Source organism: Paraburkholderia sp. BR13444 (assembly GCF_040948755.1).
Classification (GTDB): Bacteria; Pseudomonadota; Gammaproteobacteria; order Burkholderiales; family Burkholderiaceae; genus Paraburkholderia; species Paraburkholderia youngii.
In genome coordinates, this window is record NZ_JBFPKM010000004.1 from 294,974 (window position 1) to 321,691 (window position 26,718).

At 65.0% G+C, this 26,718-nt stretch carries 24 protein-coding genes and 1 pseudogene; 10 read left to right on the forward strand and 15 right to left on the reverse strand.

The features are described from left to right. Positions 1–28: 28 nt before the first annotated feature. From AB3X95_RS13995 to AB3X95_RS14020, 6 genes are all read right to left on the reverse strand, one after another. Positions 29–823, reverse strand: a complete 795-nt coding sequence (locus AB3X95_RS13995) for a MetQ/NlpA family lipoprotein (RefSeq protein WP_368621618.1) — start codon at positions 821–823, stop codon at positions 29–31. After that, complete coding sequence (locus tag AB3X95_RS14000) at positions 820–1,911, reverse strand: formylglycine-generating enzyme family protein (protein ID WP_176366010.1); 1,092 nt, start codon at positions 1,909–1,911, stop codon at positions 820–822. The genes AB3X95_RS13995 and AB3X95_RS14000 overlap by 4 nt, the downstream gene beginning before the upstream one ends. 7 nt (positions 1,912–1,918) lie before the next feature. After that, entirely contained in the window at positions 1,919–3,889 is a 1,971-nt protein-coding gene (locus tag AB3X95_RS14005; RefSeq protein ID WP_368621619.1) for an arylsulfatase, read from the reverse strand. A gap of 143 nt (positions 3,890–4,032) precedes the next feature. Next, positions 4,033–4,575, reverse strand: a complete 543-nt coding sequence (locus AB3X95_RS14010; RefSeq protein ID WP_368621620.1) for a hypothetical protein — start codon at positions 4,573–4,575, stop codon at positions 4,033–4,035. A gap of 51 nt (positions 4,576–4,626) precedes the next feature. Then, positions 4,627–5,280: a response regulator transcription factor gene (locus AB3X95_RS14015; protein WP_176120158.1), complete on the reverse strand. Its 654-nt coding sequence runs from the start codon at positions 5,278–5,280 to the stop codon at positions 4,627–4,629. Next, positions 5,277–6,692 carry a cache domain-containing protein gene (locus AB3X95_RS14020; RefSeq protein WP_368621621.1) on the reverse strand — a complete coding sequence of 472 codons (1,416 nt, stop codon included), beginning with the start codon at positions 6,690–6,692 and terminating at the stop codon, positions 5,277–5,279. Before AB3X95_RS14020 ends, AB3X95_RS14015 begins: the two co-directional genes overlap by 4 nt. 205 nt (positions 6,693–6,897) lie before the next feature. On the opposite strand from AB3X95_RS14020, the gene AB3X95_RS14025 reads away from it, so the two are divergent. Next, positions 6,898–7,095, forward strand: a complete 198-nt coding sequence (locus tag AB3X95_RS14025; protein ID WP_018434172.1) for a DUF3311 domain-containing protein — start codon at positions 6,898–6,900, stop codon at positions 7,093–7,095. Next, positions 7,092–8,573, forward strand: a complete 1,482-nt coding sequence (mctP, locus tag AB3X95_RS14030; RefSeq protein ID WP_176366006.1) for a monocarboxylate uptake permease MctP — start codon at positions 7,092–7,094, stop codon at positions 8,571–8,573. Before AB3X95_RS14025 ends, mctP begins: the two co-directional genes overlap by 4 nt. Positions 8,574–8,663: 90 nt before the next feature. On the opposite strand, the gene AB3X95_RS14035 is transcribed toward mctP, so the two are convergent. The 4 genes from AB3X95_RS14035 to AB3X95_RS14050 form a co-directional block, all read right to left on the reverse strand. After that, on the reverse strand, positions 8,664–9,347 hold the full coding sequence (locus AB3X95_RS14035) for a Fe2+-dependent dioxygenase (protein ID WP_368621622.1): 684 nt from the start codon (positions 9,345–9,347) through the stop codon (positions 8,664–8,666). Beyond that, positions 9,344–10,180: a tetratricopeptide repeat protein gene (locus tag AB3X95_RS14040; protein ID WP_368621623.1), complete on the reverse strand. Its 837-nt coding sequence runs from the start codon at positions 10,178–10,180 to the stop codon at positions 9,344–9,346. The genes AB3X95_RS14035 and AB3X95_RS14040 overlap by 4 nt, the downstream gene beginning before the upstream one ends. Beyond that, the gene (locus tag AB3X95_RS14045) at positions 10,180–12,426 is read right to left on the reverse strand and encodes a TonB-dependent receptor (protein WP_368621624.1); all 2,247 of its coding nucleotides are present in this window, start codon (positions 12,424–12,426) and stop codon (positions 10,180–10,182) included. Before AB3X95_RS14045 ends, AB3X95_RS14040 begins: the two co-directional genes overlap by 1 nt. 432 nt (positions 12,427–12,858) lie before the next feature. After that, positions 12,859–14,091, reverse strand: a complete 1,233-nt coding sequence (locus AB3X95_RS14050; RefSeq protein WP_368621625.1) for an NAD(P)/FAD-dependent oxidoreductase — start codon at positions 14,089–14,091, stop codon at positions 12,859–12,861. 252 nt (positions 14,092–14,343) lie between these two features. Between AB3X95_RS14050 and AB3X95_RS14055 the strand changes: the two genes are divergently transcribed. Genes AB3X95_RS14055 through AB3X95_RS14070 form a run of 4 tightly spaced genes read left to right on the forward strand, consistent with a single transcriptional unit; the run spans position 14,344 to position 19,012 of the window. Further along, entirely contained in the window at positions 14,344–15,108 is a 765-nt protein-coding gene (locus tag AB3X95_RS14055; protein ID WP_368621626.1) for a DUF3348 domain-containing protein, read from the forward strand. A gap of 10 nt (positions 15,109–15,118) precedes the next feature. Next, a complete protein-coding gene (locus AB3X95_RS14060; RefSeq protein ID WP_368621627.1) occupies positions 15,119–17,737 on the forward strand; it encodes a DUF802 domain-containing protein in 2,619 nt (872 codons plus the stop codon). Continuing rightward, complete coding sequence (locus AB3X95_RS14065; RefSeq protein ID WP_176106590.1) at positions 17,734–18,387, forward strand: OmpA family protein; 654 nt, start codon at positions 17,734–17,736, stop codon at positions 18,385–18,387. The genes AB3X95_RS14060 and AB3X95_RS14065 overlap by 4 nt, the downstream gene beginning before the upstream one ends. Then, positions 18,380–19,012, forward strand: coding sequence for a DUF2894 domain-containing protein (locus AB3X95_RS14070; protein WP_184225134.1), 633 nt, complete (start codon positions 18,380–18,382; stop codon positions 19,010–19,012). The genes AB3X95_RS14065 and AB3X95_RS14070 overlap by 8 nt, the downstream gene beginning before the upstream one ends. Positions 19,013–19,070: 58 nt before the next feature. Here the strand turns inward: AB3X95_RS14070 and AB3X95_RS14075 are convergent, their stop codons facing one another. Continuing rightward, entirely contained in the window at positions 19,071–19,823 is a 753-nt protein-coding gene (locus AB3X95_RS14075) for a TerC family protein (RefSeq protein WP_184225133.1), read from the reverse strand. Positions 19,824–19,944: 121 nt separating this feature from the next. Here AB3X95_RS14075 and AB3X95_RS14080 point away from each other — a divergent pair, with 121 nt between their 5' ends. Next, positions 19,945–20,826 carry a LysR family transcriptional regulator gene (locus tag AB3X95_RS14080; protein ID WP_184225132.1) on the forward strand — a complete coding sequence of 294 codons (882 nt, stop codon included), beginning with the start codon at positions 19,945–19,947 and terminating at the stop codon, positions 20,824–20,826. 434 nt (positions 20,827–21,260) lie between these two features. Continuing rightward, the gene (locus tag AB3X95_RS14085; protein WP_176106585.1) at positions 21,261–21,935 is read left to right on the forward strand and encodes an HAD family hydrolase; all 675 of its coding nucleotides are present in this window, start codon (positions 21,261–21,263) and stop codon (positions 21,933–21,935) included. Between the two features lie 12 nt (positions 21,936–21,947). Here the strand turns inward: AB3X95_RS14085 and AB3X95_RS14090 are convergent, their stop codons facing one another. After that, complete coding sequence (locus AB3X95_RS14090) at positions 21,948–22,811, reverse strand: hypothetical protein (RefSeq protein ID WP_260331957.1); 864 nt, start codon at positions 22,809–22,811, stop codon at positions 21,948–21,950. A gap of 619 nt (positions 22,812–23,430) precedes the next feature. On the opposite strand from AB3X95_RS14090, the gene AB3X95_RS14095 reads away from it, so the two are divergent. Next, the gene (locus tag AB3X95_RS14095; RefSeq protein ID WP_176365993.1) at positions 23,431–24,393 is read left to right on the forward strand and encodes a response regulator; all 963 of its coding nucleotides are present in this window, start codon (positions 23,431–23,433) and stop codon (positions 24,391–24,393) included. A 43-nt stretch (positions 24,394–24,436) separates the two neighbouring features. On the opposite strand, the gene AB3X95_RS14100 is transcribed toward AB3X95_RS14095, so the two are convergent. After that, a complete protein-coding gene (locus tag AB3X95_RS14100; protein WP_368621628.1) occupies positions 24,437–25,429 on the reverse strand; it encodes an alpha/beta hydrolase in 993 nt (330 codons plus the stop codon). Continuing rightward, a complete protein-coding gene (locus tag AB3X95_RS14105) occupies positions 25,422–25,958 on the reverse strand; it encodes a thioesterase family protein (RefSeq protein WP_368621629.1) in 537 nt (178 codons plus the stop codon). The genes AB3X95_RS14100 and AB3X95_RS14105 overlap by 8 nt, the downstream gene beginning before the upstream one ends. A gap of 236 nt (positions 25,959–26,194) precedes the next feature. Between AB3X95_RS14105 and AB3X95_RS14110 the strand changes: the two genes are divergently transcribed. After that, complete coding sequence (locus AB3X95_RS14110; RefSeq protein WP_176365990.1) at positions 26,195–26,506, forward strand: hypothetical protein; 312 nt, start codon at positions 26,195–26,197, stop codon at positions 26,504–26,506. A 30-nt stretch (positions 26,507–26,536) separates the two neighbouring features. Here AB3X95_RS14110 and AB3X95_RS14115 read toward each other — a convergent pair. Continuing rightward, positions 26,537–26,653: pseudogene (locus AB3X95_RS14115) on the reverse strand (EamA family transporter); the annotation flags it as partial. Between the last annotated feature and the right edge of the window lie 65 nt (positions 26,654–26,718).

The window sequence follows — 26,718 nt, forward strand, 5'->3', positions numbered from 1 at the left end:
CACGCGGAGCAGGAAAACGAAAACGTATTCACCACGGCCGACGCACCGAGTCCTGATAACGCGTGAGGATGAAATGCGCGACGTCGTTCGAATGATAGGCGGCGACCAGTTGCGCGACCCATGGGTGCTGGCGATCGCTGTCGCGCACGGTCAGTACGTTCGCATACGGCGAGCGCGCGTCTTCGAGACTGAGGCCGTCGCGAGCGGGGCGAAGACCCGAGCGCGCCGCTGTGTCGCTGTCGATCACGGCGAACGCGACGCTGTCCAACGAGTCGTACAGGCGCGCGCGCGGCACCTGGCGAATCTTCAGATGGAGGCGGTTGCTCGTGAGGTCGGCGAGCGTCGCGTGCAGGCCCGCGCTGTCGCGGAACGTCAGCAGCGTTTCGTTTTGCAGAAGGATCAGCGCGCGTGCGGTGCCGGCGGGATCGTCGGGAATCGCGATCGTCGCGCCGCGCTGCAATTGCACGAGATTCGTCAGCTTGCGCGAGTAGAGCGCGACCGGAAACGTGACGGTCGTGGCCACGCTCGTCAGTGCGTAGCCATGCTGTTTGCGCTGCGCGTCGAGCGCGGGTTCGTCTTCGAAGCTCGCGACGTCGATCTGTTTCGCGACGAGCGCCGCGTCGATCCGCGACGGCTGATCGAACACCACGATGTCGAGCGCCAGGCCCTCGGTCGCCGCGACGCGGCGCACTTCGTTCATGATCTCCGCTTGCGCGCCCGAACTCACCCCGACTTTGATGGTCTGCGCGGCGGCGTGCGCGGGTTCGGGCAGCCAGGCAGTCAACACCGCGAACGCAAGCGCGGCAATCGCATATCGCTTCATGACCGATCCCTCGACACCGTGCGAAAGCCGATATGCGAAGCCGGCAAATCGGCTTCCTGCTGCTCGCGCGACGCCGCGCGATACCTGACGCAATAGTCGCGCGAGCACAGGAACGAGCCGCCCTTGATGACCATCGGCGTATCGTGTCGGCGACTGAGCGGCGCCACGGCCGCGGTATCGCCGTTCGTATGCGATTGGTGCGGACCGCTGTACACGTCCTTGGTCCATTCCCACGCATTGCCGATCATGTCGTAAAGCATGAAGTCGTTCGCCGCATAGCAGCCGACCGGTGACAGGCCGGCATGACCATCCTCGCTGGTGTTGAGCACCGGAAACACGCCTTGCCAGTAGTTTGCGCTCGGCTTGCCGTGCGCGTCGCGCGGCGCGGTGTCGAGATCCGCGCCTTCATGGCCGGCTTTGCCCGCGTATTCCCATTCGGCTTCGGTCGGCAGATCGCGGCCGAGCCAGTGTGCGTAGGCGAGCGCATCGGCCTGCGTGACCATCGTCACCGGTTGATTCATGAGGCCGTCGAGATTGCTGCCGGGGCCGCTCGGATGATTCCACGCGGCCCCTTTGACCCAACTCCACCACGCGAGATCGCGCGCGTTCATTTCCTCGCGTGTCGGCGTGTGAAAAACGACCGCACCGCCCTGGCGCTCCGCATCGCTGACGTAGCCGGTCGCGCGCACGAACGCGGCGAACTGCGCATTCGTGACGTCGGTCTGGTCGATCCAGAAGCCGGCAACGTGCGTCTTGCCGTTGCCGGCCGGGCGCTCGTCTTCGTAACCGAGCTTGCTGCCGAACACGAAGTCGCCACCATGCAGATGCACCATGCCGGCTTGCGGGTCGTCGCGCCAGCGCGCAGGCAGGCCAGAGTATCGCTCGCATTGCTGCTCGGAGCCGAGCGCGGCGAGCGGGCGCGAGCGGTTGAGGCTGTCGAATCCGCTGGACGGGCCGCCGCCGAATACCGCCGCGCTCGCCACACCGATGGACGGCGCGGCAAACGCGGCGGCGAATGCGGCCGCCGCGATCGCGGCGTATGCGCCATACAGCGCCACGCCGCCTTTGAGCTTGAATGAAAACGCCATCGTGGGCTCAGTAGTAGCCGCGCGGACGCAACGGCTCGACGCCGCCGACGCTAGTCATATAGTCGTTCCACTGCTGCACGAGACCATCGATGATCGACGGGTTCTGCGCGGACACGTCCTGCGTTTCGCCGCGATCGGCGCTCATGTCGTACAGCTGCCAGTGACCGTCGACGGGGCCGAGCGGCGGTTCGGTCCACAGAGCTTTCCAGCGGCCGTCGGCGCTGCGCAGATAACCGCGGCCGTAGGCCTCGTCGCCGAACGACGCGCTATGCACGGGCGCCGTGCTCTGATCCTCGAGCTGCGGCAGCAGCGATTTTCCGATGATCGGATACACATAGCGGTTGTTGTAGACCACCTTGCCCTTGTTCTGATCGACGCCGGTCAGCGTATTGATCAGCGCGGGCGCGGGCGTGGTCGGCGGCGCGATCTGCGCGACCGCGAGGAACGTCGCTGTGTTGTCCGTCACGTGAGTGAATTCGCGCAGCGTCGGCTTTTGCGAAGTCTGGCCCGGCAGATGCACGATCAACGGTGTCGACACGCCGCCTTCACCCGAATAACCCTTGGTCAGGCGGAACGGCGTCGCGCTGACTTCGGCCCAACGCAAGCCGTATTGCAGACGTTGCGCGTTCTGCTTGCCGTTGTCGGTGCCGAGTTGCGAGTAGGTCGGATCGGCCGCGTTCGCGGTGTCGGTGGCGGTCGGGTCCGCGCCGGAATCGATCGGCCAACCCTCCGCGCCGTTATCCGACTGGAACACGATGAACGTGTTGTCGTATTCGCCGATGTCCTTCAGATGCTGGATCAAGAGGCCGATGTTGTGATCGAGGTTCTCGACCATGCCCGCGTAGATTTCCATGTACCGTGCCTGCGCTTTCTTCTCGGCCGGCGACAGGCTGTCCCACTTCTTGTTCACATAGCCGGGGCCGTAGTCGGTGTAGCCCTGCACGGCGCTGTGCACGGCGCTCACGTATTTCGCGTTCGTGGTGCCGTTGTTGGCGGTGGCCGGGCTCGCGGCCAGCGTCTCCGATGCGCCGCCGTACGGCACGAAGTCCTGCGGAATGATGCCGAGCGCTTTCTGCCGGGCGATCCGTGCATCGCGGATCGCGTCATAACCGGCATCGTATTTGCCGACATAGTTGTGCAGATAAGGATCGGGCACCTGCAGCGGCCAGTGTGGTGACGTATAGGCCGCGTACGCGAAGAACGGCTTGCCGTCGCCCTTGTTCGAATCGATATAGGAGATCAGCCGCTGCGTGTAGAAGTCGGTCGAGTAGAACACGGCTGGGCTGCCGCCCGCGCCGCCCGGTTGCCCAGGCTGGCCCGGCTGCACGTACTTGCCGTCTTCGGTGTAGTTCTTCGAGCCGGCCAGTTCGTGCGCGAAGTGATTGGACGCGGCGCCGCCGAGCAGCGCGTAGCTGTGCTCGAAGCCCCATTGGTCCGGCGTCTGCCCGCTGCCCGTCGCGCTGCCGACGATGCCCGAGCCGATGTGCCACTTGCCGGCCATGTACGTGTGATAGCCGCCGTCCTTCAGCAACTGCGCAACCGATAGCGCGCGATCGTTCAGATAGCCTTCGTATCCCGGCAGTCCTTTGCGCTCGTCGGTCGGCACGCCCATCGTGCCCTCGCCGACCAGATGGTGATCGGTGCCCGAGATCAGCATCGAACGCGTGATCGCGCAGACGGTGCCCGTGTGGTGATTCGTCAGGATGCGGCCGCTTTGCACCAGCGCATCGAGATTGGGTGTGTTGATTTCGCCGCCGAACGCGTGAATGTCGGAGTAGCCGAGGTCATCGGCCATGATGTACAGGATGTTCGGCCGCTTCTGCGTGGACGCAGGCGCGGCATTCGACGCGGCGGACGCGGCCGGCAGGTTGTCTTCGCCGCACGAGGCGAGCGTGACGAGGCTCGCGACAGCGGCGCCGATCACGCCGAGACGCAATGAAGTGCGATAGCTGGTACGGCGAAATCGAGGAGTTGTCATTGTTATTGCGGACCGTAGGGTAGGGCCGCTGATGTTAGCAATGACGTTACAAAGGCCAAACGAACGATTTCTGCGTTGCTATCGACGTTTGCCGATATAGCAGACGACAGATGCCAGAGGCGAAAAAATCGCCAGTTGCCGAGTTAATTGCCCGGATTGAGCACGGGCTTATCCGGGTCCGCCTGCGTGCGGTACGGCAACTGAGTGGCGTGAGGATCGGTGATCGTATTGTCGATTACGCGCTCGACGTCCGCCGTTTTGGCCAGTTCGTTCAGGAAGGTCTTTTTGTCGAAGCCCGGCGCGACGCAACCTTCGACGTAGATGAAGCGGCGTTGCAGCGTCAGCCATAGCGTCGATTGCTCGCGCCAGTGCGTCGCGACGTTCAGATTCGCGAGACGCCGTTGCACGCTGTCCGCGATTTCCGCGTCGTACAGATACGCGTTCGGCAAACGGCAACGGCCTTCGATCCAGCAGCTATTGCCGCGTTCGATCCGGTAATGGCTATCGTCGAGCCATTCCTTTTCGGTTTCGAACGGGCCGAGCGGCGTGGGGCAATCGGCGACAGCTTTGGAGATCTGCAGAAATGGATCGTGGCCGCGATTGACGCGCGCCGGTTCGCCATAAACGCGAGCCGCGGCCACGCAAAGCATCAGGCTGGCGAGACTCAGTTCGAACGCGCGTTTCATGCTGTGGTCGCTCCAGGTGTGGGCCGGCTCATTATCGCGCGCCAGCGAACCTCAACGCTTGTTGCGCCGATTCTCGACCGCGAACTTGATCAACTCCGCCTGCCCTTCGATATCGAGCTTGCGCTTCAGATTCAGCCGGTGCGTCTCCACGGTTCGCACCGACAGATCGTTGCGCTGCGCGATCTGCTTGCTCGACAGTCCCTCGGCAAGCGCATCGAGAATATCGCGCTCGCGCGGCGTCAAACGTTCGACTGGCGATTGCGTCGCCGACGCCTGGATCAGTCGGGCGCTAATCTCCGCGCTGAAGAACGTCTTGCCGTCGAGTACCGCGCCAATTGCCTGAATGATCTCGAGCGCCGGCGAATCCTTCAGCACATAGCCGCTCGCGCCCGCGCGCACCGCCTGGGTCACGTATTCGAGGTTGTCGTGCATCGACAGCATCAGCACGCGAATCGCCGGAAAGCGCTCGTGAAACAGGCCTGCCAACGCAATGCCGTTCATGCCGCTTTTCATGCCGACATCCATCAGCGCCAGATGCGGCGCCTGTCGTTCGGCCAGCGCGAGCGCTTCCTGCGCGTCGCCCGCTTCGCCGACCACTTCGAAGTGGCGCACTGCTTCGAGCCGTGCGCGCAGACCGTCGCGCACGAGCGGATGATCGTCGACGAGCAGCAGACGCGCGATGGAAGGAGAGGTCGTGTCGTTCATGACGAGAATTCCTGCAGGGGCGGCATCGTGGCGTGCGTCGTTGGCAGCGGCACGCGCGCGGTAACGACGGTGTGTCCCGGCTGCGAGTTCAGCGACAGCGTGCCGCCGAGCGCTTCGAGCCGTTCGCGCATGTTGCGCAGACCGACGCCTTCGAGTCCGCCGACGAATGCGTCGGCCACGTCGAAGCCGCGGCCGTTGTCGGAGATCGTCAGCGTGACCGTATCGCGCGACACTTCGAGCGCAAGCGCGGCGCTCGACGCCTGCGCGTGCCGCACGATGTTCGTCAGCGCTTCCTGAGCGATACGAAACAGCACGGTGTTGACCGTATCGGGCAGCGTGGCCGCATGCGTGTGCGCGATCTGCGTGAAGCCGATCGCGATGCCTGACTCGTCGCCGAGTTCGCGCGTCAGTTGTTCGAGCGCGGCGGCGACGCCGAGATCGTCGAGCATCGACGGACGCAGCGCATGAGAAATGCGCCGGACTTCGCGCAGCGTATCGCCGAGCCGCGTGAGTCCGGTGGACAACGCGGCCTCGGCGGCGGGCACGCGCGCGTCGCCGCGTTCGAGCCGCGCGAGTGCCGATTCGAGCAGCAGCTTCACGGACACCATCATCTGGCTGATGCCGTCGTGCAGTTCGCGCGACAGGCGTGCACGCTCGTTTTCCTGCGACTCGACGACCTGCTGCGCGAGCCGCTTCAGCTTCGCGTCGGCGCTGCGATATTCGGTCACGTTCAGCACGAGGGCGCACAACGCAATGACCGCGAGGCCGGCCACGGCGATCGCGTCGATCCACTTCATCGTGCGATCGATATTGGCCGCGGCCTCCTCGTCGATATGCGCGAGCGCCGTGTCGACGTCGTCGAGATAGATGCCGGTGCCGAGCATCCAGCCCCAGCGTTCGAGCGGCACCACGTAGCCGAGTTTCGACTCCTCTTTGCCGGTCGACGGCCGGTGCCACAGATAGCGCACGTAGCCGCCGCCGCGCGCGGCCGCGGCGAGTAGCTGCTGGATCGTCGGCGCGCCGTGGCTATCGCGCAACGACCACAGATCCCGGCCCACCAGATCCGGCTCGCGCGGATGCATCAGCGTGCGGCCGTGCAGGTCGTACACGAAGAAGTAGCCGTCCTCGCCGAAATTCATCTTCTCGAGCACCGCGAGCGCGCGCGTGCGCAGCAGCGCGTCGTCGCGCGCGTCGGCGCCGCCGGCTTCGTAGAGCGGCGCGATCGCGGTGGTCGCGAGCTCGACATAGTGCTTGAGCTCGACCTCCTTGCTGGCCATGTAGGCGGACTGGGTAGTCGCGTGCTGCCGCTCGGCGAGCGCCGTCGCTTCGCGGCGCACGCCGGTCTCGATGCTCGCGATCGCCGCCAGAAAGGGCACGATCGCAAGCAGCACAATCTTTGCTTTGAGTTTCATCGTTGAAAAAAGCCGGTCAACGGGCTACGTATTATTACGTAGACGGCTTACGTAGTTGCGCGCTTGTAAGGAAAGGCGCGAAGGCGAATACTACATGCCCGTCGCATCCTGCGCTGCGCCAGACCTGGCAGGCGAGTGTGCGGCGTTCCCGATTTCCCCGCACGAGCCATCGCGCGTGCTGTCGATAATACTCAAGGAGACGTTCGTGGAGACCTCCCCGCCGGCCGGCCGTTCATGGCTCTGGCTCATTTTGCTGATCCCTTATATCGCGCTGCTGTGGCTGCCGTTCTATAACGACACGCATCCGTCGCTCGCGGGCTTTCCGTTCTTCTACTGGTATCAGTTTCTGTGGGTGCCGTTGACCTCGCTGCTGATTTACATCGTGTATCGAGGTCTCAAATGAGCGATCTGAATCCTGTGAACCCGGTTGCGATGACGGTATTCATCGCATTCTTCGTGCTCGTCACGGTGATCGGCTTTTTCGCGGCGCGCTGGAAGCGTGGCGATCTGACGCAGTTGCACGAGTGGGGCCTCGGCGGCCGGCAGTTCGGCACGATCATTTCGTGGTTCCTCGTCGGCGGCGATTTCTACACCGCTTATACGGTGATCGCAGTGCCCGCGCTCGTTTTTTCGGTGGGCGCGTACGGCTTCTTCGCATTGCCGTACACGATCATCGTTTATCCGTTCGTGTTCGCGGTGATGCCGAAGCTGTGGAGGGTTGCGCACGCGAAGAACCACATCACCGCGGCCGACTACGTGCACGGCGAATACGGCGGCAAGTGGTTCCCGGCAGCCATCGCGCTGACCGGCATCGTCGCGACGATGCCGTATATCGCGCTGCAACTGGTCGGCATGCAGGTCGTGATCAAGGGTCTCGGCGTCAGCGGCGAATTGCCGTTGATCGTCGCGTTCGTGATCCTCGCGCTCTATACGTATGCGAGCGGCCTGCGCGCGCCGGCGATGATCGCGTTCGTCAAGGACATCATGATCTATATCGTCGTGATCGCGGCGATATGGCTGATCCCGGTGAAGCTCGGCGGCTATGGGCACGTGTTCGAACTGGCCGATGCGCACTTCCAGGCGAAGGGCGGCGCGACCGGCATTCTGCTGAAGCCGAACCAGTACACCGCGTTCGCATCGCTCGCACTCGGCTCGGCGCTCGCCGCGTTCATGTATCCGCATACGATGACGGCGGTGCTGTCGTCGTCGTCGGCAAAGACGGTTCGCAAGAACGCAATCTTCCTGCCGGCCTACACGGTGCTGCTCGGCCTGATCGCGCTGCTCGGCTATATGGCGATCGCCGCGGGCGTGAACGTGAAGTCGGCGAGCGACGTGGTACCGGCGCTGTTCGGTACGCTGTTCCCGTCGTGGTTCGTCGGCTTCGCGGCCGCCGCGATTGCGATCAGCGCGCTGGTGCCGGCCGCGATCATGTCGATCGGCGCGGCGAATCTGTTCACGCGTAATCTGTGGCGTCCGCTGGTGTCGCCGAACCTCTCGCCTCAAGCGGAAGCGGCCAACGCGAAGATCGTCTCGCTGGTCGTCAAGTTCGGCGCGCTGCTGTTCATCGTGTTCCTGCCGACGCAGTACGCGATCGATCTGCAACTGCTCGGCGGTGTGTGGATTCTGCAGATTTTCCCGGCCATCGTGTTCACGCTGTACACGCGCCGTCTGAACACGCCTGGTCTGTTCCTCGGCTGGCTGGTAGGTATCCTGCTCGGCACCGGCCTCGCGATTTCGCAAGGGCTCAAGCCGGTGTACGGCCTGCATTTCGGCCACGAGAACTATCCGCTGTATATCGGCCTGATCGCGCTGGTCGCGAACATCGTCGTGAGCTTCGTGGTGTCGGCAGTGTCGCCGCGTCGGGCTGCCGTGACGGCCTGATCGACGTTTGTCCGGCTCGATGAAAAACGCCGCGGGGCAGTTGGCCCGCGGCGTTTTTTATTGCATCGACGGCCGGTGACCTGGCGCCGATCAGGCGTCGGCCCAGCGACGTAGCAGATTGTGATAGATGCCCGTGAGGCTCACGACGGTCGCGTCGTTCGAGCCTCGTTCAGCCGCGAGCGTCTGCACGTCGTTGTCGAGCTGGAACAGTGTCGCGCGCTGGCCGTCGTCGCGCACCATGCTCTGAATCCAGAAGAATGACGCGACGCGCACGCCGCGCGTGACCGGGCTCACGTGATGCAGGCTCGAAGCGGGGTAGAGCACCATGTCGCCGGCCGGCAGTTTCGCGCGATGCACGCCGTAGGTGTCCTCGACGCAAAGCTCGCCGCCGTCGTAGGTGTCCGGTTCGGCGAGGAACAGCGTAGCCGACAGGTCGCTGCGAATGCGGAAGTCAGTGCCGCGCAACTGGCGGATCGCATTGTCGACGTGCGTGCCGAAGCCGTCGCCCCCGGTATAACGATTGAAGAGTGGCGGAAAGACTTTCAGCGGCAGCGCGGCGGAAAAGAAGCGCGCGTTGCGGCCGAGCGCGTCCTGAATCGCATCGCCGATCGCACGCGCGGCGGGTGAGCCTTCGGGCAACTGCTGGTTGCGCTTGGCTTGCGCCGATTGCTGGCCTGAAGTCGCATTACCGTCGATCCATTGCGCCGCGTCGAGCATTTCGCGGCATTGCGCGACCTGCTGTTTGCCGAGTACGGCGGGTAAATGCAGCATCATGTGCGCGGCTCCTGCGTCAGGTTTGGCGTAGCGCTGATTTGCGTGTTCATGTTGAGACTCGCATTCGCATTGGCATTCGCATTGGCGTTTGCGCCAAGGCTGCGTTCGAGTGCGCGAAACGCACTAACGGGAGAAGCGGCCAGCCATGCGCGCATCTTCGCGACGAAAGCGCCGGTCGCAGTGTGCGGCACACGTTGCAACCATTGCAATGCTTCGGCGATTTCGCCACGCTCGGCGAGCAGCCGCGCGTAATTGAACTGCCCGCGAAAATCGCCGCCTTGCGCGGCGCGTCGATAGTAGTCCAGCGCGATATCCGCATCGGCATCGACGCTCCAGCCGTCCTCGTAAAAGCTGCCGACGAAGTTCAACGACTTCGCATGCCCGAGTTCGGCAGCACGCAAGAGCCACTGCAATGCCTGCGCGCGATCGCATTCGATGCCATGACCGAGCGCCAACGCCGACGCATAGTTGTACATGCCCCAGTCGAGCCCGGCTTGTGCCGCGAGCCGATACCAGTACACGGCGACCGGCGCGCAGGCGGCCGTGCCCCAGCCATGTTCGTAGCAGCGGCCCAACATGTTCATCGCCATCGGATGATCGCGCCGGGCCGCGTGCCGGAACCAGACGAACGCTTCGTCGACGTCGCGCTCGACGCCGTGACCGTCGAGCAGGTACTGCCCGTACACGGCCTGCGCGTCGACGATGCCGTTGCGCGCGGCCGCCGCGACCCACGCGGCGGCACGCTCGGGCGGCCCCGCGAGGATCGAGGCGAGTTCATCGCGCGACACGCTCGCGAGCGCCCGCACCGAGACCTCGTTCGTCGCGCGCGGCATCAGTAGTGCGCGTTGAGCGTCAGGAACGCGGAGCGTCCCGGCGCGATCGACGCATAGTGCGAGGCGTACGCCTGGTCGTAATACGTGCGGTTGAAGATGTTCTGCACGTTCAGTTGCAGATCGACGTGCTTGTTCACGCGATACGTTGCCATGCCGTCGAAGCGCCAGTACGAGGGCACCGCCCGCAGATTCGCGGTATCGCCATACACCTGCGACATATAGAACGCGCCTCCGCCGATCGTGAACTTCGGCAGCACGTCGTAGTTGGTCCACAGGCTGATGCTGTTCTTCGGCGTGTTCGGGAACTGATGACCGTTATCCGACGTGGTCTTGCCGTTGTTGCGCAGCTCGCTCTTCAGATACGTGTAGCCGCCGAACACCTGCCACTTGTTGGTCAGTTGGCCCGCCACGCCGAACTCGAACCCCTGCACGCGCTTGTTGCCGACCATCGCGTAGGTGTTGTCCGGCAGCGTGACGCGCGCATTGGTCGTGTCGATCTGGAACAGCGCGCCGGTCAGCGACAGCTTGTTGTCGAGCACGTTCCACTTGCTGCCCACTTCGACGCTGCGGTTCTTTTCCGGCGACAACAGCGCCGCGTTCGGACCGACGCCGCGGGATGGAATCAGCGACTGCGTTTCGCTGCCCTGGCCGAGCAGCGCGCCAGCCGGCGTCGACGACGTCGAGATCGACGCATAGATGCTGCCGTTCGAGGCCGGCTTGAACACGAGGCCGAACTGGTAGTTGAACAGCGTGTCGTCGCGCGACACACGCGTCGCGCCGTTGGCGACGGTATTGCGCAGTTCGGTCGAGTAATCGTCGACGCGCAGGCCGACGTTGGCCTGCCAGCGCCTGGTCAACTCGATCGTATCGAACGCGTAGATCGATTTGGTGGTGGTGCGTTGCTGGCTCGGGTCGTTGGTTTGCCTGATCGATCCGGCCCACGGATCGTTCGGATTCGGCGTCCAAAGACTCGTGCAGTTATAGCCCGACGCCGCGCCAATGCCTTGGGTTGCGCAGATCGCGCCGGTCGCGGCCGCCACCGTGTACGAATCGTTGACGCTGGTTTCGCGCGACAACTCGATACCGGTCGTGAAGCTGTGCTTCAGGAAGCCCGTCTTGAACTCGCCGAACAGTTCGGTCTGGTTCGCGAGGCTGTACACGTTGCTCGCGCGTGTATTCGCGCGGCGCCACACCTTGCCGTTGACGACGTTGCCCTGGCTGTCGTCGGGCTGGGTCCAGATGTAGTCCTGGGTCGACTTCGTGTAGCGCGTCGTGTTGCGGATCGTCAGGTCGCCGTTGATGTCGTGTTCGATGCGCACGGTGCCGATATCCGAACTCATCTTGCGGAAGTCGCGGTCGATCAGGCCGTAAAAGTTGTGGCGGTCCACCGGCGCCGGGAAGATCGTGCTGACGTTCGCCGGCTTGTTGGTTGTCGTGTAGAAGTACGGGATGCCGCTGTCGGGCAGATCGTCGGTGGTGAGGTGATAGTAGCTTGCAGTCACGCGGGTCGGCGTGCCGAGACCGTACGTGAACGACGGCGCGATGCCCCAGCGCTCGTTGTTGACCGCATCGCGGCCGGCCACGTCGATGTTGTGGCTCATCACGTTCAGGCGGAACGCCGCGTGGTCGGCCATCTGCCAGTTGCCGTCGGCGGTGAAGCGGCGATAGCGGTCGGTGCCGAGGCCGACGCTGCCGTCGGCGGTCGTGCCCAGATGCGGCGTCTTCGTGATCAGGTTGATGCTGCCACCCGCGCCGCCGCGGCCGCCGAACGCGCCGTCCGAACCCTTCGTCACTTCGATGCTTTCGATGTTGAACACTTCGCGCGTGGTTGCGCCGATATCGCGCATGCCGTCTACGAACGTGCTGCCCTGCGCGTCGTAGCCGCGAATGAACGGCCGGTCGCCGAGCGGGTTGCCGCCTTCGCCGGCGCCGAACGTGATGCCGGGCACGGTGCGCAGCGCTTCAGTTAGCGTCGATGCGCCGGTGCTTCGAATCAGCTCCTCGGGAATCACCGTGACCGACTTCGGCGTATCGACGAGCGGTGCAGTGAATTTGACCGACGCGGAGCGATCGGTCTTGAAGCCATCGTCCGACTGGCCTTGCACGGAAATCGGCGCGAGCTGGGCCTCGCGCTCGGGGGGCGCGGCGGCCGTGGTGCCCTGTGCGAGGGCGGGGCCGGCGGCCAGTACGCCGCATAGTGTCGTGCTGATTTTGCCGAGCTTCGGATCGTCGGACCGCAACTTCATGTTTATCCCCGTCGAGTTCGGGAAGCCGGGGCCGGTGCTAGTTTCCTTACCCGGGCATTCCATGTTTATTACAAAGTGATTTCGTGGCGGATTGTATTCAACTGCCACGTAATTGAGAAGCGTTCTCAATAGAAATTTTGGCGGGAGCTGCCTGGGAAGATGTGCGGCGAATGGGAGTTGAGAGTGAGATCGGTGAGAATTGCTGTATGAAGGCGGGTGTTTGGCGGCTATACCGCGCATAGCCTATCTGTGGGAGGGATGGCACGAAGGGCGTGGCGAGGAGCGGTTTTGAGAATCGTTGTCCTCGCCCTGGTTGCGGAAGAGGGCAAAAACCGGTCGTTCAAGAGGCCCATTGCGGGCACTCTTGTCCGTCGTTTCTTTCATGCAAGTGACAAAATCAGGCGCTCGATCGAGCCGCCTTGGACCATCCGGCTAAAACCGCTCGACGCGAAACGGCCGCGGATCGACCAGCGTCTGCTCGCCGGTCATCATCTCGGCGATCAGCCGCCCCGTCACCGGTCCGAGCGTCAGACCATGATGCGCATGGCCAAACGCGAACCACAGCCCCTGATGTTTCGTCGCGGGCCCGATGATCGGCATCATGTCCGGCGTGCACGGGCGCCGTCCCATCCACGGTTCCGGGTCCAGACGTTCGCCGAGCGGAAACAGCGTGCGCGCGATGGGTTCGGCCGCATCGAGCTGCACCGGCGTCTTGACCGCTTCGGGGCGCGCGATTTCGACGCCCGTCGTCAATCGGATGCCGCGCGCCATCGGTGCGAGCACATAGCCGTGGTCGACGTCGAGAATCGGATGGTTGAGGTGCGCGGTCCGACGCGCTGCGTAGTGCATGTGATAGCCACGCTTGACCGCGAGCGGCAGCCGATACCCGAGCCGCGTGCTCGCGCGATCCGACCACGGCCCGAGCGCGATCACCGCCGCTGCGGCCGAGATCGGCCCGTCCCGCGTATCGACCTGCCAGCCTTCGCGCAGCGTATCGGCATCGCCGATGAAGAACCGGCCGCCGAGCGCTTCGAAGTACCGCGCGTACGCGGTGACGAGCGCGTTCGGATCGCTGACCGAATCGGATTGCGGATAGCGCAGCCCGCCTTGCAGGCGCTTGTCGAGATCGGGTTCGAGCTGTTGCAGGCGCGGGGCGTCGAGCGTTTCGAACTCGACGCCGTATTCGCGATGCCACCGTTCGGCAAGCGTGATTTCGGCATCGCGCGCGGCGGTGTGGCGAAACACCTTGATCCAGCCGATGGGCCGCAGCAGCGAGCTCGCACCGGCGTCCGCGGCGAGCGCGCGATGTTCGCTGACGCAATGCTCGATCAACGTCGCGTACGACTTCGCGATTTCCGCGTGCTTCGCCGGATGTGAGTTGCGCCAGTAGCGCCATAGAAACGGTGCAACCTGGAGCATTGCGTCGGCGTGATAGCGCACGTCAGGCGACTGGTTGCGCGCGTAGCGCAGCAGCGTGCCGAGCCCGCGCGGAAACGCGTACGGATAGACGCCTTCGCGCTGGATCAGCCCGGCGTTGCCGAACGACGTCTCGTTGCCCGGCTGCTTGCGGTCGATCAGTGCAACCGCGCGCCCGCGCTTCTGCAGATGCACGGCGACGCATACCCCGACAATGCCGGCGCCGAGCACCACGGTATCGAATTTCATGCTGCCTGTCCGCCTTGCGTGTGTTCTGTGTGTTGTCGACGCTCCGCAGTGTTCAGTGCGAGGCGATGCGCCAGCTTTCATCTTATACAGGGATAGGCTCGCTTCGCTATTGGCAAAAAACCGCGCTCGAGAAAACGCGCGAATGCCAGGTTCGATCGGGCAAAACCGGGTCTTTCGACGCACGATCGAGTAAGCGACTTCGGACTCGTTGGCCCCAGCGTGTAAACTGCTGACTTTTTTGCGTCCGGTGGTATGTTGCAAGCCCCTCAGCGCAGCGCCCTCAGCGGGCCCGCGCTCGTTCGCTTACTGGCCCGTCTCGCCGAGGCCGACGTCGCCGAATCGCGCCAATCGCTGGCGGATCGGCTGAGCCAGTGGCTCGGCTGGACCGACGCTATCGCGTTGTCATCGGCGCTCGACGGCAAGCCGCCGGCCGTCGCTGGTGGCGCGCGCGCGTTCGGTCGCGCGGAAGAGGAAGAGTGCACGCGTGTGCGCCGCTCGCTGGTGAGCGCAATCGCCAGCGATAGCGTGCTCGCGGGCTCACGGCGGCGTGGCTCGTCGTCTTTGTCTGCCCGGATGTCTGCACCGCGCGTGGCCGTCGACACGCAGACCGACTACGCGGTCTTCAGGCAGCGCTATCTCGCGCTTCAGCAGTCGATGGAAACTGCGATCGGCACGTTACGCGGGCGGCTGCGCGCGCTGCTGGCGACGCAAGCGCCGGCGCTTGCGCGGCTCGCGGTCGTCGATGCGGTGATGGAGCGTGCGCTCGGCGAGCGCGAGCGGACTTTGCTCGGCGCGGTGCCCGGCCTGCTCGGCGGGCACTTCGAGCGCTTGAAAGAGGGGGAGGCCCGGAGGGTCGCGGAGGCGGAAGCGACCGACGCCAGCAACGCTGCCGCGCCGCTCGCGTCCGACGCATGGCTCGACGCCTTCCGCAAGGACATGCAAAGCGTTTTGCTGGCCGAGCTGGACGTTCGTTTTCAACCGGTCGAAGGGCTGCTCGCGGCTCTTCGCGCCTGCTAACTGGGACCCCATGTCCAGATATCGTATCGATCTCGTTGTATTTCTCGCGGGGCTCGCCGCGGCGTGCTGGATCGCCGTCGGTTACGCCGTCTCCAATGCGCTCGCGTTCGCCGTCACGCTGCTGATCGGCGTGTTCTATGTGCTGGGCGCGCTCGAATTGCGCCGCTATAGTCAGGCGACCACTACGCTGACGGGCGCGCTTGCTGCGCTGTCCGGACCACCGCCGAGCCTTGCCGCGTTTCTCGAACCCGTCCATCCGAGTCTGCGCAATAGCGTGCGGCTGCGCGTCGAAGGCGAGCGCGTCGCGTTGCCGGGACCCGCGTTGACGCCGTATCTGGTCGGCCTGCTGGTGTTGCTCGGCATGCTCGGCACGCTGCTCGGCATGGTGATGACGCTGCGCGGCACCGGCCTCGCGCTGGAGAGCGCAAGCGACCTGCAGGCGATCCGCGCATCGCTGGCCGCGCCGGTCAAGGGGCTGAGCTTCGCGTTCGGCACCTCGATCGCGGGTGTCGCGACCTCGGCGATGCTCGGGCTGCTGTCGGCGCTATGCCGCCGCGAGCGGCTCGAAGCGGCGCAACAGCTCGACGTGAAGATCGCGACGACTTTGCGCGTGTACTCGCTGAGCCATCAGCGCGACGAAAGCTTCCGACTGCTGCAACGGCAGGCCGAAGCGACGCCGTTGCTGGTCGAACGTCTGCAGACGATGATGAGCGCGCTCGAACAGCAAAGCGCCGCGTCGAACGAGCGGCAGATCGCGAGCCTCGACGCCTTTTACGGCCGCACCGAAGCCGCTTATCTGCGTCTGGCCGGTGTGATCGAGCAGTCGCTGAAAGACAGCGTGGCCGGCAGCGCGCAGGCTGCGGGCCGGGCCCTGCAGCCGGTCGTCGAAGCGACGATGGCCGGTCTTTCGCGCGAAACCGCCGCGTTGCACGACGCGGTGACCCAGGCCGTGCAGCGCCAGCTCGACGGCATGTCGAGCGGTTTCGCGGCGACCAGCGCGAACCTCGCCGAGATTTGCAGCAGCGCGCTCGCCGGGCATCGGCAGGCGAGCGACGAGTTGGCCGCACAACAGCGCGCTTCGGTCGAACGCGTTGCCAAAGCGTTCGAACAACGCTCGGCCGCGTTGCTCGACGGCGTGTCCGCGCGGCTCGAAGCGACGGCCAGCGGCATCTCGCAGGCGTGGGGTGACGCGTTGGCAAAGCAGCAAAGCGCGGGCGAAAAGCTCGCCGCCAACAACGAGCAGGCGTTGGCGCGCGCCGCCGCGACGTTCGAACAGCATGCCGCGGCGTTGCTGAGTGCCGTCGGTAGCTCGCATACGAACTTGCAGACGGAACTGACCGCGCGCGACGAGCAGCGTTTGAGCGCATGGGCGGAGGCGCTCGACGCCATGGGCGCGAAGCTCGGCGAACAATGGCGGCAGACGGGTGCGCAGGCCGCCAGCCATCAGCAGCAAATCTGCGACGCGCTTGCACAGACGGCGCGCGAAATCTCTGCGCAGACGCAAACGCACGCCAGCGCGACGATCGCCGAAATCGATCGACTGGTGCAAGCAGCGGCTGAAGCACCGAAGGCGGCAGCAAATCTGCAAGCCGAACTTGCCGCGCGCGACGAACAGCGCTTCGCCGCGTGGACCGAAGCGCTCGGTGCGATGACGGCGAAACTCAACGAGCAATGGCAGCAAACGGGTTCGCAAGCTGCCAGCCATCAGCAGCAAATCTGCGACGCACTCGCGCAAACCGCACGCGATATCTCCGCGCAGACGCAAACGCATGCGAGCGCGACGATCGCCGAAATCGATCGACTGGTGCAGGCCGCGGCCGAAGCACCGAAGGCCGCAGCAAATCTGCAAGCCGAACTCGCCGCGCGCGACGAACAGCGCTTCGCCGCATGGACCGAAGCGCTCGGTGCGATGACCGCAAAGCTCAGCGAACAATGGCAGCAGACGGGTTCGCAAACGGCGACCCGTCAGCAGCAGATCTGCGACGCACTCGCGCAAACCGCGCGCGAAATCTCCGCGCAGACGCAAACCCACACCAGCGCGACGATCGCCGAGATCGAACGCCTCGTGCAGGCGGCATCGGAAGCGCCGAAGGCCGCCGCCGAAGTCGTCGCGGAGCTGCGCCAGAAGCTCTCCGACAGCATGGTCCGCGACACCGCGATGCTGGAAGAGCGCAGCCGTCTGCTCGCCACGCTGGAAACGCTGCTGGACGCGGTCAACCACGCGTCGACCGAACAGCGCAGCGCCGTCGATGCCTTGGTCTCGACGTCGGCGGATCTGCTCGAACGCGTCGGCAATCGCTTCACCGAGCACCTCGAGCACGAAACCGGCAAGCTCGGCACGGTCGCCGCGCAGGTCACCGGCAGCGCGGCCGAAGTCGCGAGTCTCGGCGAAGCGTTCGGCGCGGCCGTCGGAATGTTCGGCGAAGCGAACGACAAGCTCGTCGCGCATCTCGAACGCATCGAAGCGGCGCTCGACAAATCGCTTGCCCGTAGCGACGAACAGCTCGCCTACTACGTCGCACAGGCGCGCGATGTGGTCGATCTCAGCGTGATGTCGCAGAAGCAGATCGTCGAAGACCTGCAGTTGCTGGCCGCGCAGCGCGCGACCGCCGGAGCCGACGCGGTATGAGCGAGGACATCGACGGCGGCGTGGAAACGGCCGCGCCGGTCTGGGCTTCGTTCGGCGATCTGATGTCGGTGCTGGTCGGCGCGTTCGTGCTGATTCTGGTGAGCGTGATCGGCATGCAGCTCGTGCTATCGAACAAGCTCGAGCAGGAGGTCAAGCAGCGCCAGGCCGAAACGCAGCGGCGCAAGACGCTCGAGCAGGCGCTCGCGGGACCGCTCGCGGCGGGGCGCGTGACGCTCGTCAATGGCCGCATCGGCATTAGCGGCAACGTGCTGTTCGCGCTGAACTCCGCGCAGCTGCAGCCCGAGGGCCGCGCGCTGCTGAAGAGCCTCGCCGGTCCGCTGTCCGCGTATCTGCGCGCGAGCGATCAGATCCTGATGGTCAGCGGCTTCACCGACGATCAACGCCTGCGCGAAGGCAATCGACGCTTCGCCGATAACTGGGAGCTGTCGGCACAACGCGCGTTGACGGTCACGCGCACGCTGATCGACGAGGGCGTGCCGGCGTCGTCGGTGTTTGCGGCGGCGTTCGGCGCCGAGCAGCCGGTCAGTTCGAATGCCGACGAATCCGGCCGCGCGAAAAACCGCCGCGTCGAAATCGCGCCGGTGCCGCGGCCGTCGAGCGCGGCGACGGCGGAGAAGTCCGGTGCCTGACGACGCAATCGACGCGGCTCGCGCGACGCTCGATGCATGGCGCGCGAGCGGTGCGGATCGGCTCGATCCGCTGCGCTTTCATCTGCTCGACGCGCTTGCGCGGCGCGCGGCGCGGCACAGCGGCGAGACGCGACGTGTGATCGGGCAACGGTTGGCAGCGTTACTGGCCGAATATACGGCCGAGGTCGAGCGTGCGGCCGCGGCCGGGAGCGCGTTGCAAGCCACTCCGGTTGAAGCCGACGCGGCCAGCGACGCCACGCTCGCGGCGCTGATCGAACGGCTTGCCCGCCACCACGCGCGGGCCGACGCTCCGCACGCCGCCGCCTATCCCGAACTCCCCGCGCTCGACTACTTCCGCGAAGTCTGGTCGAAAGTCCGCACCGAAAAGCAGTTGCGCCAGTCGCTCGCGCAGGTACCCGGCAACGCGGGGCCGCTCAATTCGAGCAGCCTCGTGCATCGTGCGCTGTCGTTGATGCGCGAGCTGTCGCCGGGGTATCTGAAGCAGTTTCTGTCGTATGTCGATACGCTGTCGTGGCTCGAGCAGATGAACGGCGGCGCACCGGTCGAGAAGGAAGCGCCGCGCGCCGCGACGACCGCCAAGGGCGCTCGCAGGAAGGCGCGCTAACGCGCCAACGGCGGCTGGAAGCTGCTTGCGCCAAGCCGCCGGGCATTTCATCACGGCATTACTCCTCGTTGCTTGCCAGCCGTTTCGTCTTCGCGCGCCGCGCGAGCATGTTCATCCCCTCGACGAACGCGGAGAACGCCATCGCCGCGTAGATATAGGCCTTTGGCACGTGCGAGCCGAAACCATCGGCGATCAGCGTCATGCCGATCACGAGCAGGAAGCTCAGCGCCAGCATCACGATGGTCGGATTGCGATCGATGAAACGCGCGAGCGGCTGCGCCGCGAACAGCATCACCATGATCGATACGATCACCGCGACGAACATGATCGGCAGGTGCTCGGTCATGCCGACCGCGGTGATGATGCTGTCGACCGAAAACACGATGTCGAGCAGGATGATCTGACCGATCGCGGCGGCCACGGTCAGCTGTACGGTCGAGTTCGATTTCGCGGTGACTTCGTCATCGGGGGTCATGTGCTGACGGATTTCGGTGGTCGCTTTCCACACGAGAAACAGGCCGCCAGCGACGAGGATCAGATCGCGCCACGAAAAACCATGATCGAACAGCGTGAACGCGACCGCGGTCAGCTTCGCGATCCAAGCGACGGTGCTGAGCAGAATCAGCCGCATCACCAGCGCGAGCAGCAGCCCGGTGCGCTGTGTGCGTGCGCGTTGCGCTTCCGGCAAGCGGTTGCTGAGGATCGAAATGAAGATCAGGTTATCGATGCCGAGCACGATTTCCATCACGATCAGCGTAATCAGTGCGGCCCAGGCGGCGGGATCGGCAACGAGTGCAAACAGGGAGTCCATGAGGTGGGGCCAAGCGAGTGCGCCGCGAGCGGCGGAACCGCCATCATCGGCCTGTTCACGGTTCGAATGAACCAGTGCTAATCTGAACGATATTTCGGTTTTTTCGAAGTATCGGATCACCATGTTCAACTATCGTCACCTGTACTACTTCTGGATCGTCGTGAAGGAGGGCGGCTTCGCGCGAGCGGCCGCCCGCCTCGACATGGCCGTGCAGACGATCAGCGCGCAGGTTCGCGAACTCGAGAAAGCGCTCGGGCGCCAGCTATTGAAGCCCGCCGGGCGCGGCGTCGCGATGACGGAAACCGGTGAGCAGGCGTTCAACCGCGCGGAGCAGATATTTCAGCTGGGCGAGGCGTTGCTCGACGACATGCGCGAGACGAGCGGTGCGGAGTCGGTGCGGCTCGCGGTCGGTTTGTCGGATGGGATTTCGAAGCTCGCAGCGCATGCGTTGCTCGCGCCGGTGCTAGCCACGCCGTCGCTAAGGCTGCTGTGTCACGAGGGGGAGCCCGCGCAATTGTTGTCGGAGCTCGCGCTGCATCGGCTCGATCTGGTGCTCGCCTGTCAGCCGGCGCCGCACGGCGCGGACCTGCGCGTGCTGAGCCAGCGCGTCGCGGGCTCGCCGGTCGACTGGTACGGGCCCGCGCAGATCGTGCGCAAGCCGGCGCGCGACGGCTTTCCGCACTGTCTCGCGGACCTGCCCGTGCTGCTGCCGACCCGCCACGGCGCACTGCGCGCGCGGCTCGACCGCTGGTTCGAGGCGGAGGGAATCAGGCCGCGCGTCGTCGGCGAATTCGAGGACAGCGCGTTGATGGCGGTGTTCGCGGCGCGCGGGCTCGGCGTGTTTCCACTGGCGGAGCTCGGCGCCGACGATCTGACGTTATTGCGGGGCTTGCGCTGGCTCGGCCGCGCGGACGGCGTAATCGAGGAGATTCACGCGATCCGCTCGCGACGCGGCCAGCATCATGCGCTCGCGTCGCAGGTGATCGCGGCGGCGCAGTCGTGAGGGCATCTCACCGTCGCGGCGCGCCATGCGCCACGCGCGCGGCGCGCGCATCAGAACGCGTGGCGCATGCTCACCGTGACCGCGACCTGTGAATTCGTTGACCTCGTAGTTGTCGAGGCGCAGCGAGCCGCTGAGCGAGCCGGTGGCGTCGCCGGCTGCGCCGAGATAGCCGCCGGTGCCGAACGCGTCCAGCGGAGAAATAAAGCGGGGATTTTTCGAAAAACGGTGACGGCGCAAACAACGAAGGGGCGAAGCTTACCGTGTTCGGGTGTGCGCCGGGCGAGGGCACGGCGAAATCGGGGGAAATACGCGCGAATCCGTGGTAATTCGCGCAAATCAGTTAGTGCCGGAACGTGCTGAAAGGCGGCGGGCAGCCCTGGCCGCTTCATCGACACATGGCATAGTGACTGAACCCATCATCACCGGAGGCCGGCATGCGTATCCAGACATCCTTTCTTTTCGACCTCGACGGCACGCTCGTCGACAGCGTCTATCAGCACGTGCTGGCGTGGAAAGAGGCGCTCGACAGCGAGGGTATCCCGCTGTCCGTCTGGCGTATCCATCGCAAGATCGGCATGAGCGGTGGGCTGTTCACCGACCAGTTGCTGCGTGAGACCCACGGCGAGATCAGCGTCGAACGCGCCGAACGCCTGCGGCATGCGCATGCGGCCGCCTATCAGCGGATGCGCGCGCAGGTCTGCCCGCTGCCGGGCGCGCGCGAATTGCTCGCCGCGCTGACGCAAGCCGGCACGCCGTGGGCCGTCGCGACGAGCGGGCGGATGGAAACCGCGTCGCTGAATCTGGCGGCGCTCGGCGTCGATCCGGCCAAGGCGGTCGTCGTCACGCGCGACGACGTCAAATACGCGAAGCCCGATCCCGACCTGTTCCTCGCCGCGGCCGAGCGGCTCGGCGTCCCGATCGAGCACACGGTCGTGGTGGGCGACAGCATCTGGGACATGCTCGCCGCGCGCCGCTGCCGCTCGCTAGGCGTCGGCGTACTGTCGGGTGGCTACGGCACCGAGGAACTGGAGCGCGCTGGCGCGCTGCGCGTCTACGACGATCCGGCCGATCTGCTCGCGCATCTCGACGAGGTGGCGTCGCGGCCGTGAGCCCGGCGTCGCTCAGGGTTTGTTGAGGATCGGCGGCTCAGCCGGGGGCTGAGTGGGCCCCTGAGTGGGCCCCTGAGTGGGTCCCACTTTCGACGATTCGCGCACAAGCTTATCGGTCATCGCCGACGCGACCGGATTCGTGCTGCCGCGGCCGACACCCGGGCCAGGTCCGGGGCCATTGTCAGACGGCATCGGCACGGTGACGCCAGACGGCATCGGCAGCGACGGGTCGGGTTTCGACGATTCCTTGACCAGCTGATCCGTCAGCATCGCGGCGACGGGGTTGGCGCCGTTCGGGTGCGTGTCGTCGCGCCGGCGGCCTTGGGTCGTCTGGTCGATGCGCGGCCCGTACTGTGGCCTCGATTGGGCTCTTTGCTGTGCGTACGACTGCGGTTTCGAGCGCTCGCGCGCGACCGCGGCCGGATTGCCCGCAGCCGGCGCTGCGTTGTCGATGCGGCCGCTGGCGGTCTGGCCGGCATCGGGCGTGACGCTCGGCGCGGGGGCGGCCGCTGTTGCGGGGAGGGACTGGGCGGGAGCGAGTGCCGGAGCTTGCGCCTGAGCTGGAGGCGGTGCCGGGGCGAGTGCCTGAGTCTGGGCCGGAGCGGGTGGTGCCGGAGCAGCCGACTCCGCCCGCGGGGCCGCCGACTGCGGCGCGATCGGGGCGTTGTTCGCGAGGTCCGCTGGCGGGCTCACCGGTTGCGCCGGCCTCATGCTGCCGCCAATGGCACGCGTCGTATCCGTCTGCGGTTGCGATTCCACCGTGCCGGTGACGCTGCGAGTCACCGAGCCGGTCACGGCCGGCACCTGATCGTCCCTGGGGTACAGCAGATAACCGGCGACGCCCGCATCGATCACGAGCAGCCCAACTATCATCATCTTCCCGGTATTCGTCATATCTAAGCAACAACCATTAAGCAACTGCGATTGACTGATGATAAACGACCATTTCGCCATCGACGCTTCTCGTCGGCATATTGCGACGCGTCATGATGTAGATGTCTGATCGGACCTGGCACCGGAACGGTGCACGCCTGCCGCGATAGGCTTGGCCGACGCGAGCGAAGCGGGCATTTTTTCCGTGTTCCGCGGTTTTCTTTTCGATCGATCAGTCGCGCCGCATTTGCGCGATAGGCGCCTGCAGGAAAGCGATTTAAGTTGTGCCGCCAATGCCCGGAGCCTGTACTATACGAACCATTGCAGACGACCGGCTGCCATAGTTCGATTATCCGGCGTGTAAATGTGACTTGCAGCGACTGGCTCGCAGTGCACATGCCGGCAGGCCCGCCAGACTGAGCCATCCGAGATGCACGAACAGCGTCGATAGCGGCGACGGCAGGCGGTGACCGGAAGTAGCGACAAGAACCCATTGATCATGCGGACCCGCGGGCGAGACATTGCCCGGCATACCTTGGGCAGTCGCTTTGTGAAACGCCACATCGACCAGCCGACCGGTTGGTCTGGCGCGTTCGCGGCGGCGTGGGAAACACGTGAAGATATGAACAACTTTATTCGACCTCCCGTTTTTTATCCGTCCACGGTGGTTTTCGTCGACGACAACGACAGCTACCTCGACGCGCTTCGCCGGTTTTTTCCGGGCACCTACACGAACCTGTTTTTCACGCGGCCGCAAGCGGCCCTCAACTATATCCGCCAGCACGCGCGCGAGAATTCGCTCGAATTCGCAGCGGCGTCGGCGTGTCTGAGCGAGCCGGGTGTCGAGCGCTTCGTCGAGACCTCGGCTGAACGCGACATCGTCGCGCGGCCGTCGCGCTTCGAGGAAGTGGCGGCGGTCGTCGTCGACTACGACATGCCGGGCATCGGCGGCGTCGAATTCCTGTCGTCGATCTCGCATCTGCGTTGCGCGAAGGTGTTGCTCACCGGCGTCGCCGATGAAACCGTGGCGGTGAAAGCCTTCAACGCCGGCATCGTCGATCTGTACTTGCGCAAGACCGATGCGGATTCGGCCAATCGCCTCACCCATTTCCTGAAGGACGCAAAGAGCCGCCATTGCGGGGAGTCGGGCTGGCTCGCGCTCGGTGAAAACGGCATGACCTACTGCGATCCGCGCACCCGCAAGGTGATCGACGAAGTGGTGGCCGCGCAGGGCATCGTCGAGTATTACTGGCGGCCCGAGCAGAACGTGATCCTGATGTTCGACGCCGCGGGCAACCCGAGCGTATTCGTCGCGTGGGCCGAGAACGACTGGATCTCGCAGGGCGAAATCGTCGCCGACGAGGGTGGCCCGTCCGACCTGCTGCGCCAGCTCGCCACCCGCGAGGTGATGCCGCTGTTCTGGCCGGACCTCGCGTATCGTTCCGGCATGAAGTTCCGGTCGCTGACGCCGCAAAGCATTCCCGGCTGGGACGACGCGTTCTTCGGCTGGACCCGCATCGAGCCGGGCGAGGTCGGCCTCGATCTGGTCACGTTCGCGCAGTGGCGCGCTGAGCGCAATCGCTGACCCGCGCGGTAGCGCACTGGGCGCGGCGGTCAGTGTCGCCGCGCTAATGGCCCGCGTGTTCGCGGAGAAAATCGCATACAGCCCTGTGCATGGCCTGCACGCCTGGGCTCGTTTCGAGCGCGCGCCAGCATCCATGCACGAGCCCCGTGCCGATCAGCAGCCGGGCATCTCCACCAGCCTCGCGAATCCGCTCGACGAACACGCGCGCGTCGTCGCGTAGCGGGTCGTGCTCGGCGCCGATGGCCAGCGTCGGCGGCAGTCCGTCGAAGCGGCTTGCGGCGAGCGGAATCGTCCATGCGGGGCCGGGCGTGCGGTCGCCTTTCTCTTCGTCTCTTCCTCCGCTGTTTCCCCCGCTTGTCCCCCAGTACGCGTTGCGAAACTTATGCACGTCCGCGAGCGTCAGCATCGGCGCATTGGCCTCGGTGTCGCGCGCGGGTAGTTGCGGCTCGGTGCCGAGCATCGGATAAACCAGCGCGATGCCGCGCACCCCGCTCACGCCGTTATCGCGCAAGCGCAGCGCGACGCTTGCCGCGAGCGTGCCGCCGGCGCTATCGCCGGCGAGTTGCAATCCGGCGTGGTCAGGCAGATCGAATGGCAGGCGGTTGTTCAACGCGGCACGCGTGATCTCGAGGCAGTCGTCGTGCGCGGCCGGCGCGCGATGCTCAGGCGCGAGCCGGTAGCCGACCGCGATCACGTCGAGGCCGGTGTCCGCGGCGAGGCGCGCGGTCATCATCTGATGACTGTTCAGCGAGCCGAGCACGAATCCGCCGCCATGAAAATACAGCACCGTGCCGCGGATCGTGCCGTGTTCGCTTGCCTTCGCTCGATACCGGTAGAGCCGAAGCGGGATCGCATGGCCCGCGTCGGTGCGAAAGCTTGCGTCCTGCGTAGTGAGTTCGCTGGGCAGCGGCGGCGTCAGCGTGGCAGCGTAACGGTCGTACAGTTCGCGCTGCTCGCGCGTCGTCATCGCCGCGTGATGCGACGGATAGAGCGCACTGGCTCGTTCGATAAACGCGGCGATTTCCGGCTCAAGCATGGTCACTCCGTTCGGGTGGCGTTTCCCGTTGCGTTGCGCAGGGCAATGCGATCACACGTCCCGCGAAACGCGCCGGCGGCAATGCCGCATGAGATTGCGCGAGTTCGTGAACGCGCGCTTTGACGTCCGGATCGAAAGCGGCGCCGCGCGGTCCGCTGGTATCGACGTGCAGCAGCATCTGCTCGCCAGCGGCGACGGGGCCGGTGCGTTGGCTTTGCGTCGCGTCCAGCGCAAACATTTCGAAGTACACATGCAGACGTTTCGCGTCGTAGCCGAGCACGCGCATGTCGACACGCACCGGCGTGCCACGTTTGATTTCATGCAGATAGTTGACATGCGCTTCGAGCGTGTAGATCGATCGATGCCGTTCTTTGCGCACCGCATCGGGCAGGCCGATCAGATCGATCAGTTCGTCGGTCGCGAGACTGAAGATCAGCAGGTAGAACGCGTCGCGCATGTGGCCGTTGTAATCGACCCATTCGGCGCGCACGCTGTCGCGGTAAGACGGCAGGGCTACCGGATGCGACATGAGCGTCTATCTCCTCGATCGAATGCGATGGCTGTGGCGCGTCGTTTGGCGTTATCAGTGTAGTTCATCGCGTTGACGCCGCGCCGGAACGTGGTGACTTCGAATTGTGGTCGCTATGGCAACAGTGAATTCATGGTTCAGGGCTTACTGCGCGGCCTGACCGGCTCCTAAACTGGCTTTGCTGCCGCGCGAGCTCCGCGGCAATCGGATGAAGCCATCTCTGGAGGTTGGAAATCATGAAGTCCATCAGGTCGCTGATCGAAGCAGGGGTTATCGCCGCTCTGATTGCCGCGCCAATCGCGGCGTTTGCGCAGTCGAATCAGGCCAATCAGCCGCTCTCGCGCGCGCAGGTGCACGATCCGTCCAACGCGAATCCGATGGACTATCCGGCCAATATCCAGGCGGACGAAGCAAAGGTCGCGGGGCAAAACCAGGCTGCGCAGAACAGTGGCTACGGTGCGCCGTCGAATGGTTCGTCGCAGCGCGGCGGCCGGACCGATTTCGCTCCGACTTCTTATTCCGTGCCGGTGGTGAATTACACGCGTTGACTACACATCGTGAAATGCCCGAATTCGCGACGGCATCGCCATCATGCCGAGCAGCCAGACGCGGTATTCGGACACCTGCAAGAACGCGTTCCAGGTTGCGTGAAGCAGTGCGGAGAACAGCACCAGCAGGACGACAAAGGGTTCCATCCACAGCGGGATCGACGAAGAGGGCAAGGAAAGACCGCAGGGCGGTCGGAAGCCCGTGATTATTC

Bases quoted from the DNA above. Each gene is read 5' to 3' on its own strand.
- AB3X95_RS13995 (WP_368621618.1), bottom strand. From the start codon at position 823: ATGAAGCGATATGCGATTGCCGCGCTTGCGTTCGCGGTGTTGACTGCC.
- AB3X95_RS14000 (WP_176366010.1), bottom strand. From the start codon at position 1,911: ATGGCGTTTTCATTCAAGCTCAAAGGCGGCGTGGCGCTGTATGGCGCA.
- AB3X95_RS14005 (WP_368621619.1), bottom strand. From the start codon at position 3,889: ATGACAACTCCTCGATTTCGCCGTACCAGCTATCGCACTTCATTGCGT.
- AB3X95_RS14010 (WP_368621620.1), bottom strand. From the start codon at position 4,575: ATGAAACGCGCGTTCGAACTGAGTCTCGCCAGCCTGATGCTTTGCGTG.
- AB3X95_RS14015 (WP_176120158.1), bottom strand. From the start codon at position 5,280: ATGAACGACACGACCTCTCCTTCCATCGCGCGTCTGCTGCTCGTCGAC.
- AB3X95_RS14020 (WP_368621621.1), bottom strand. From the start codon at position 6,692: ATGAAACTCAAAGCAAAGATTGTGCTGCTTGCGATCGTGCCCTTTCTG.
- mctP (WP_176366006.1), top strand. From the start codon at position 7,092: ATGAGCGATCTGAATCCTGTGAACCCGGTTGCGATGACGGTATTCATC.
- AB3X95_RS14035 (WP_368621622.1), bottom strand. From the start codon at position 9,347: ATGATGCTGCATTTACCCGCCGTACTCGGCAAACAGCAGGTCGCGCAA.
- AB3X95_RS14040 (WP_368621623.1), bottom strand. From the start codon at position 10,180: ATGCCGCGCGCGACGAACGAGGTCTCGGTGCGGGCGCTCGCGAGCGTG.
- AB3X95_RS14045 (WP_368621624.1), bottom strand. From the start codon at position 12,426: ATGAAGTTGCGGTCCGACGATCCGAAGCTCGGCAAAATCAGCACGACA.
- AB3X95_RS14050 (WP_368621625.1), bottom strand. From the start codon at position 14,091: ATGAAATTCGATACCGTGGTGCTCGGCGCCGGCATTGTCGGGGTATGC.
- AB3X95_RS14055 (WP_368621626.1), top strand. From the start codon at position 14,344: ATGTTGCAAGCCCCTCAGCGCAGCGCCCTCAGCGGGCCCGCGCTCGTT.
- AB3X95_RS14060 (WP_368621627.1), top strand. From the start codon at position 15,119: ATGTCCAGATATCGTATCGATCTCGTTGTATTTCTCGCGGGGCTCGCC.
- AB3X95_RS14065 (WP_176106590.1), top strand. From the start codon at position 17,734: ATGAGCGAGGACATCGACGGCGGCGTGGAAACGGCCGCGCCGGTCTGG.
- AB3X95_RS14075 (WP_184225133.1), bottom strand. From the start codon at position 19,823: ATGGACTCCCTGTTTGCACTCGTTGCCGATCCCGCCGCCTGGGCCGCA.
- AB3X95_RS14080 (WP_184225132.1), top strand. From the start codon at position 19,945: ATGTTCAACTATCGTCACCTGTACTACTTCTGGATCGTCGTGAAGGAG.
- AB3X95_RS14085 (WP_176106585.1), top strand. From the start codon at position 21,261: ATGCGTATCCAGACATCCTTTCTTTTCGACCTCGACGGCACGCTCGTC.
- AB3X95_RS14090 (WP_260331957.1), bottom strand. From the start codon at position 22,811: ATGATGATAGTTGGGCTGCTCGTGATCGATGCGGGCGTCGCCGGTTAT.
- AB3X95_RS14095 (WP_176365993.1), top strand. From the start codon at position 23,431: ATGAACAACTTTATTCGACCTCCCGTTTTTTATCCGTCCACGGTGGTT.
- AB3X95_RS14100 (WP_368621628.1), bottom strand. From the start codon at position 25,429: ATGCTTGAGCCGGAAATCGCCGCGTTTATCGAACGAGCCAGTGCGCTC.
- AB3X95_RS14105 (WP_368621629.1), bottom strand. From the start codon at position 25,958: ATGTCGCATCCGGTAGCCCTGCCGTCTTACCGCGACAGCGTGCGCGCC.
- AB3X95_RS14110 (WP_176365990.1), top strand. From the start codon at position 26,195: ATGAAGTCCATCAGGTCGCTGATCGAAGCAGGGGTTATCGCCGCTCTG.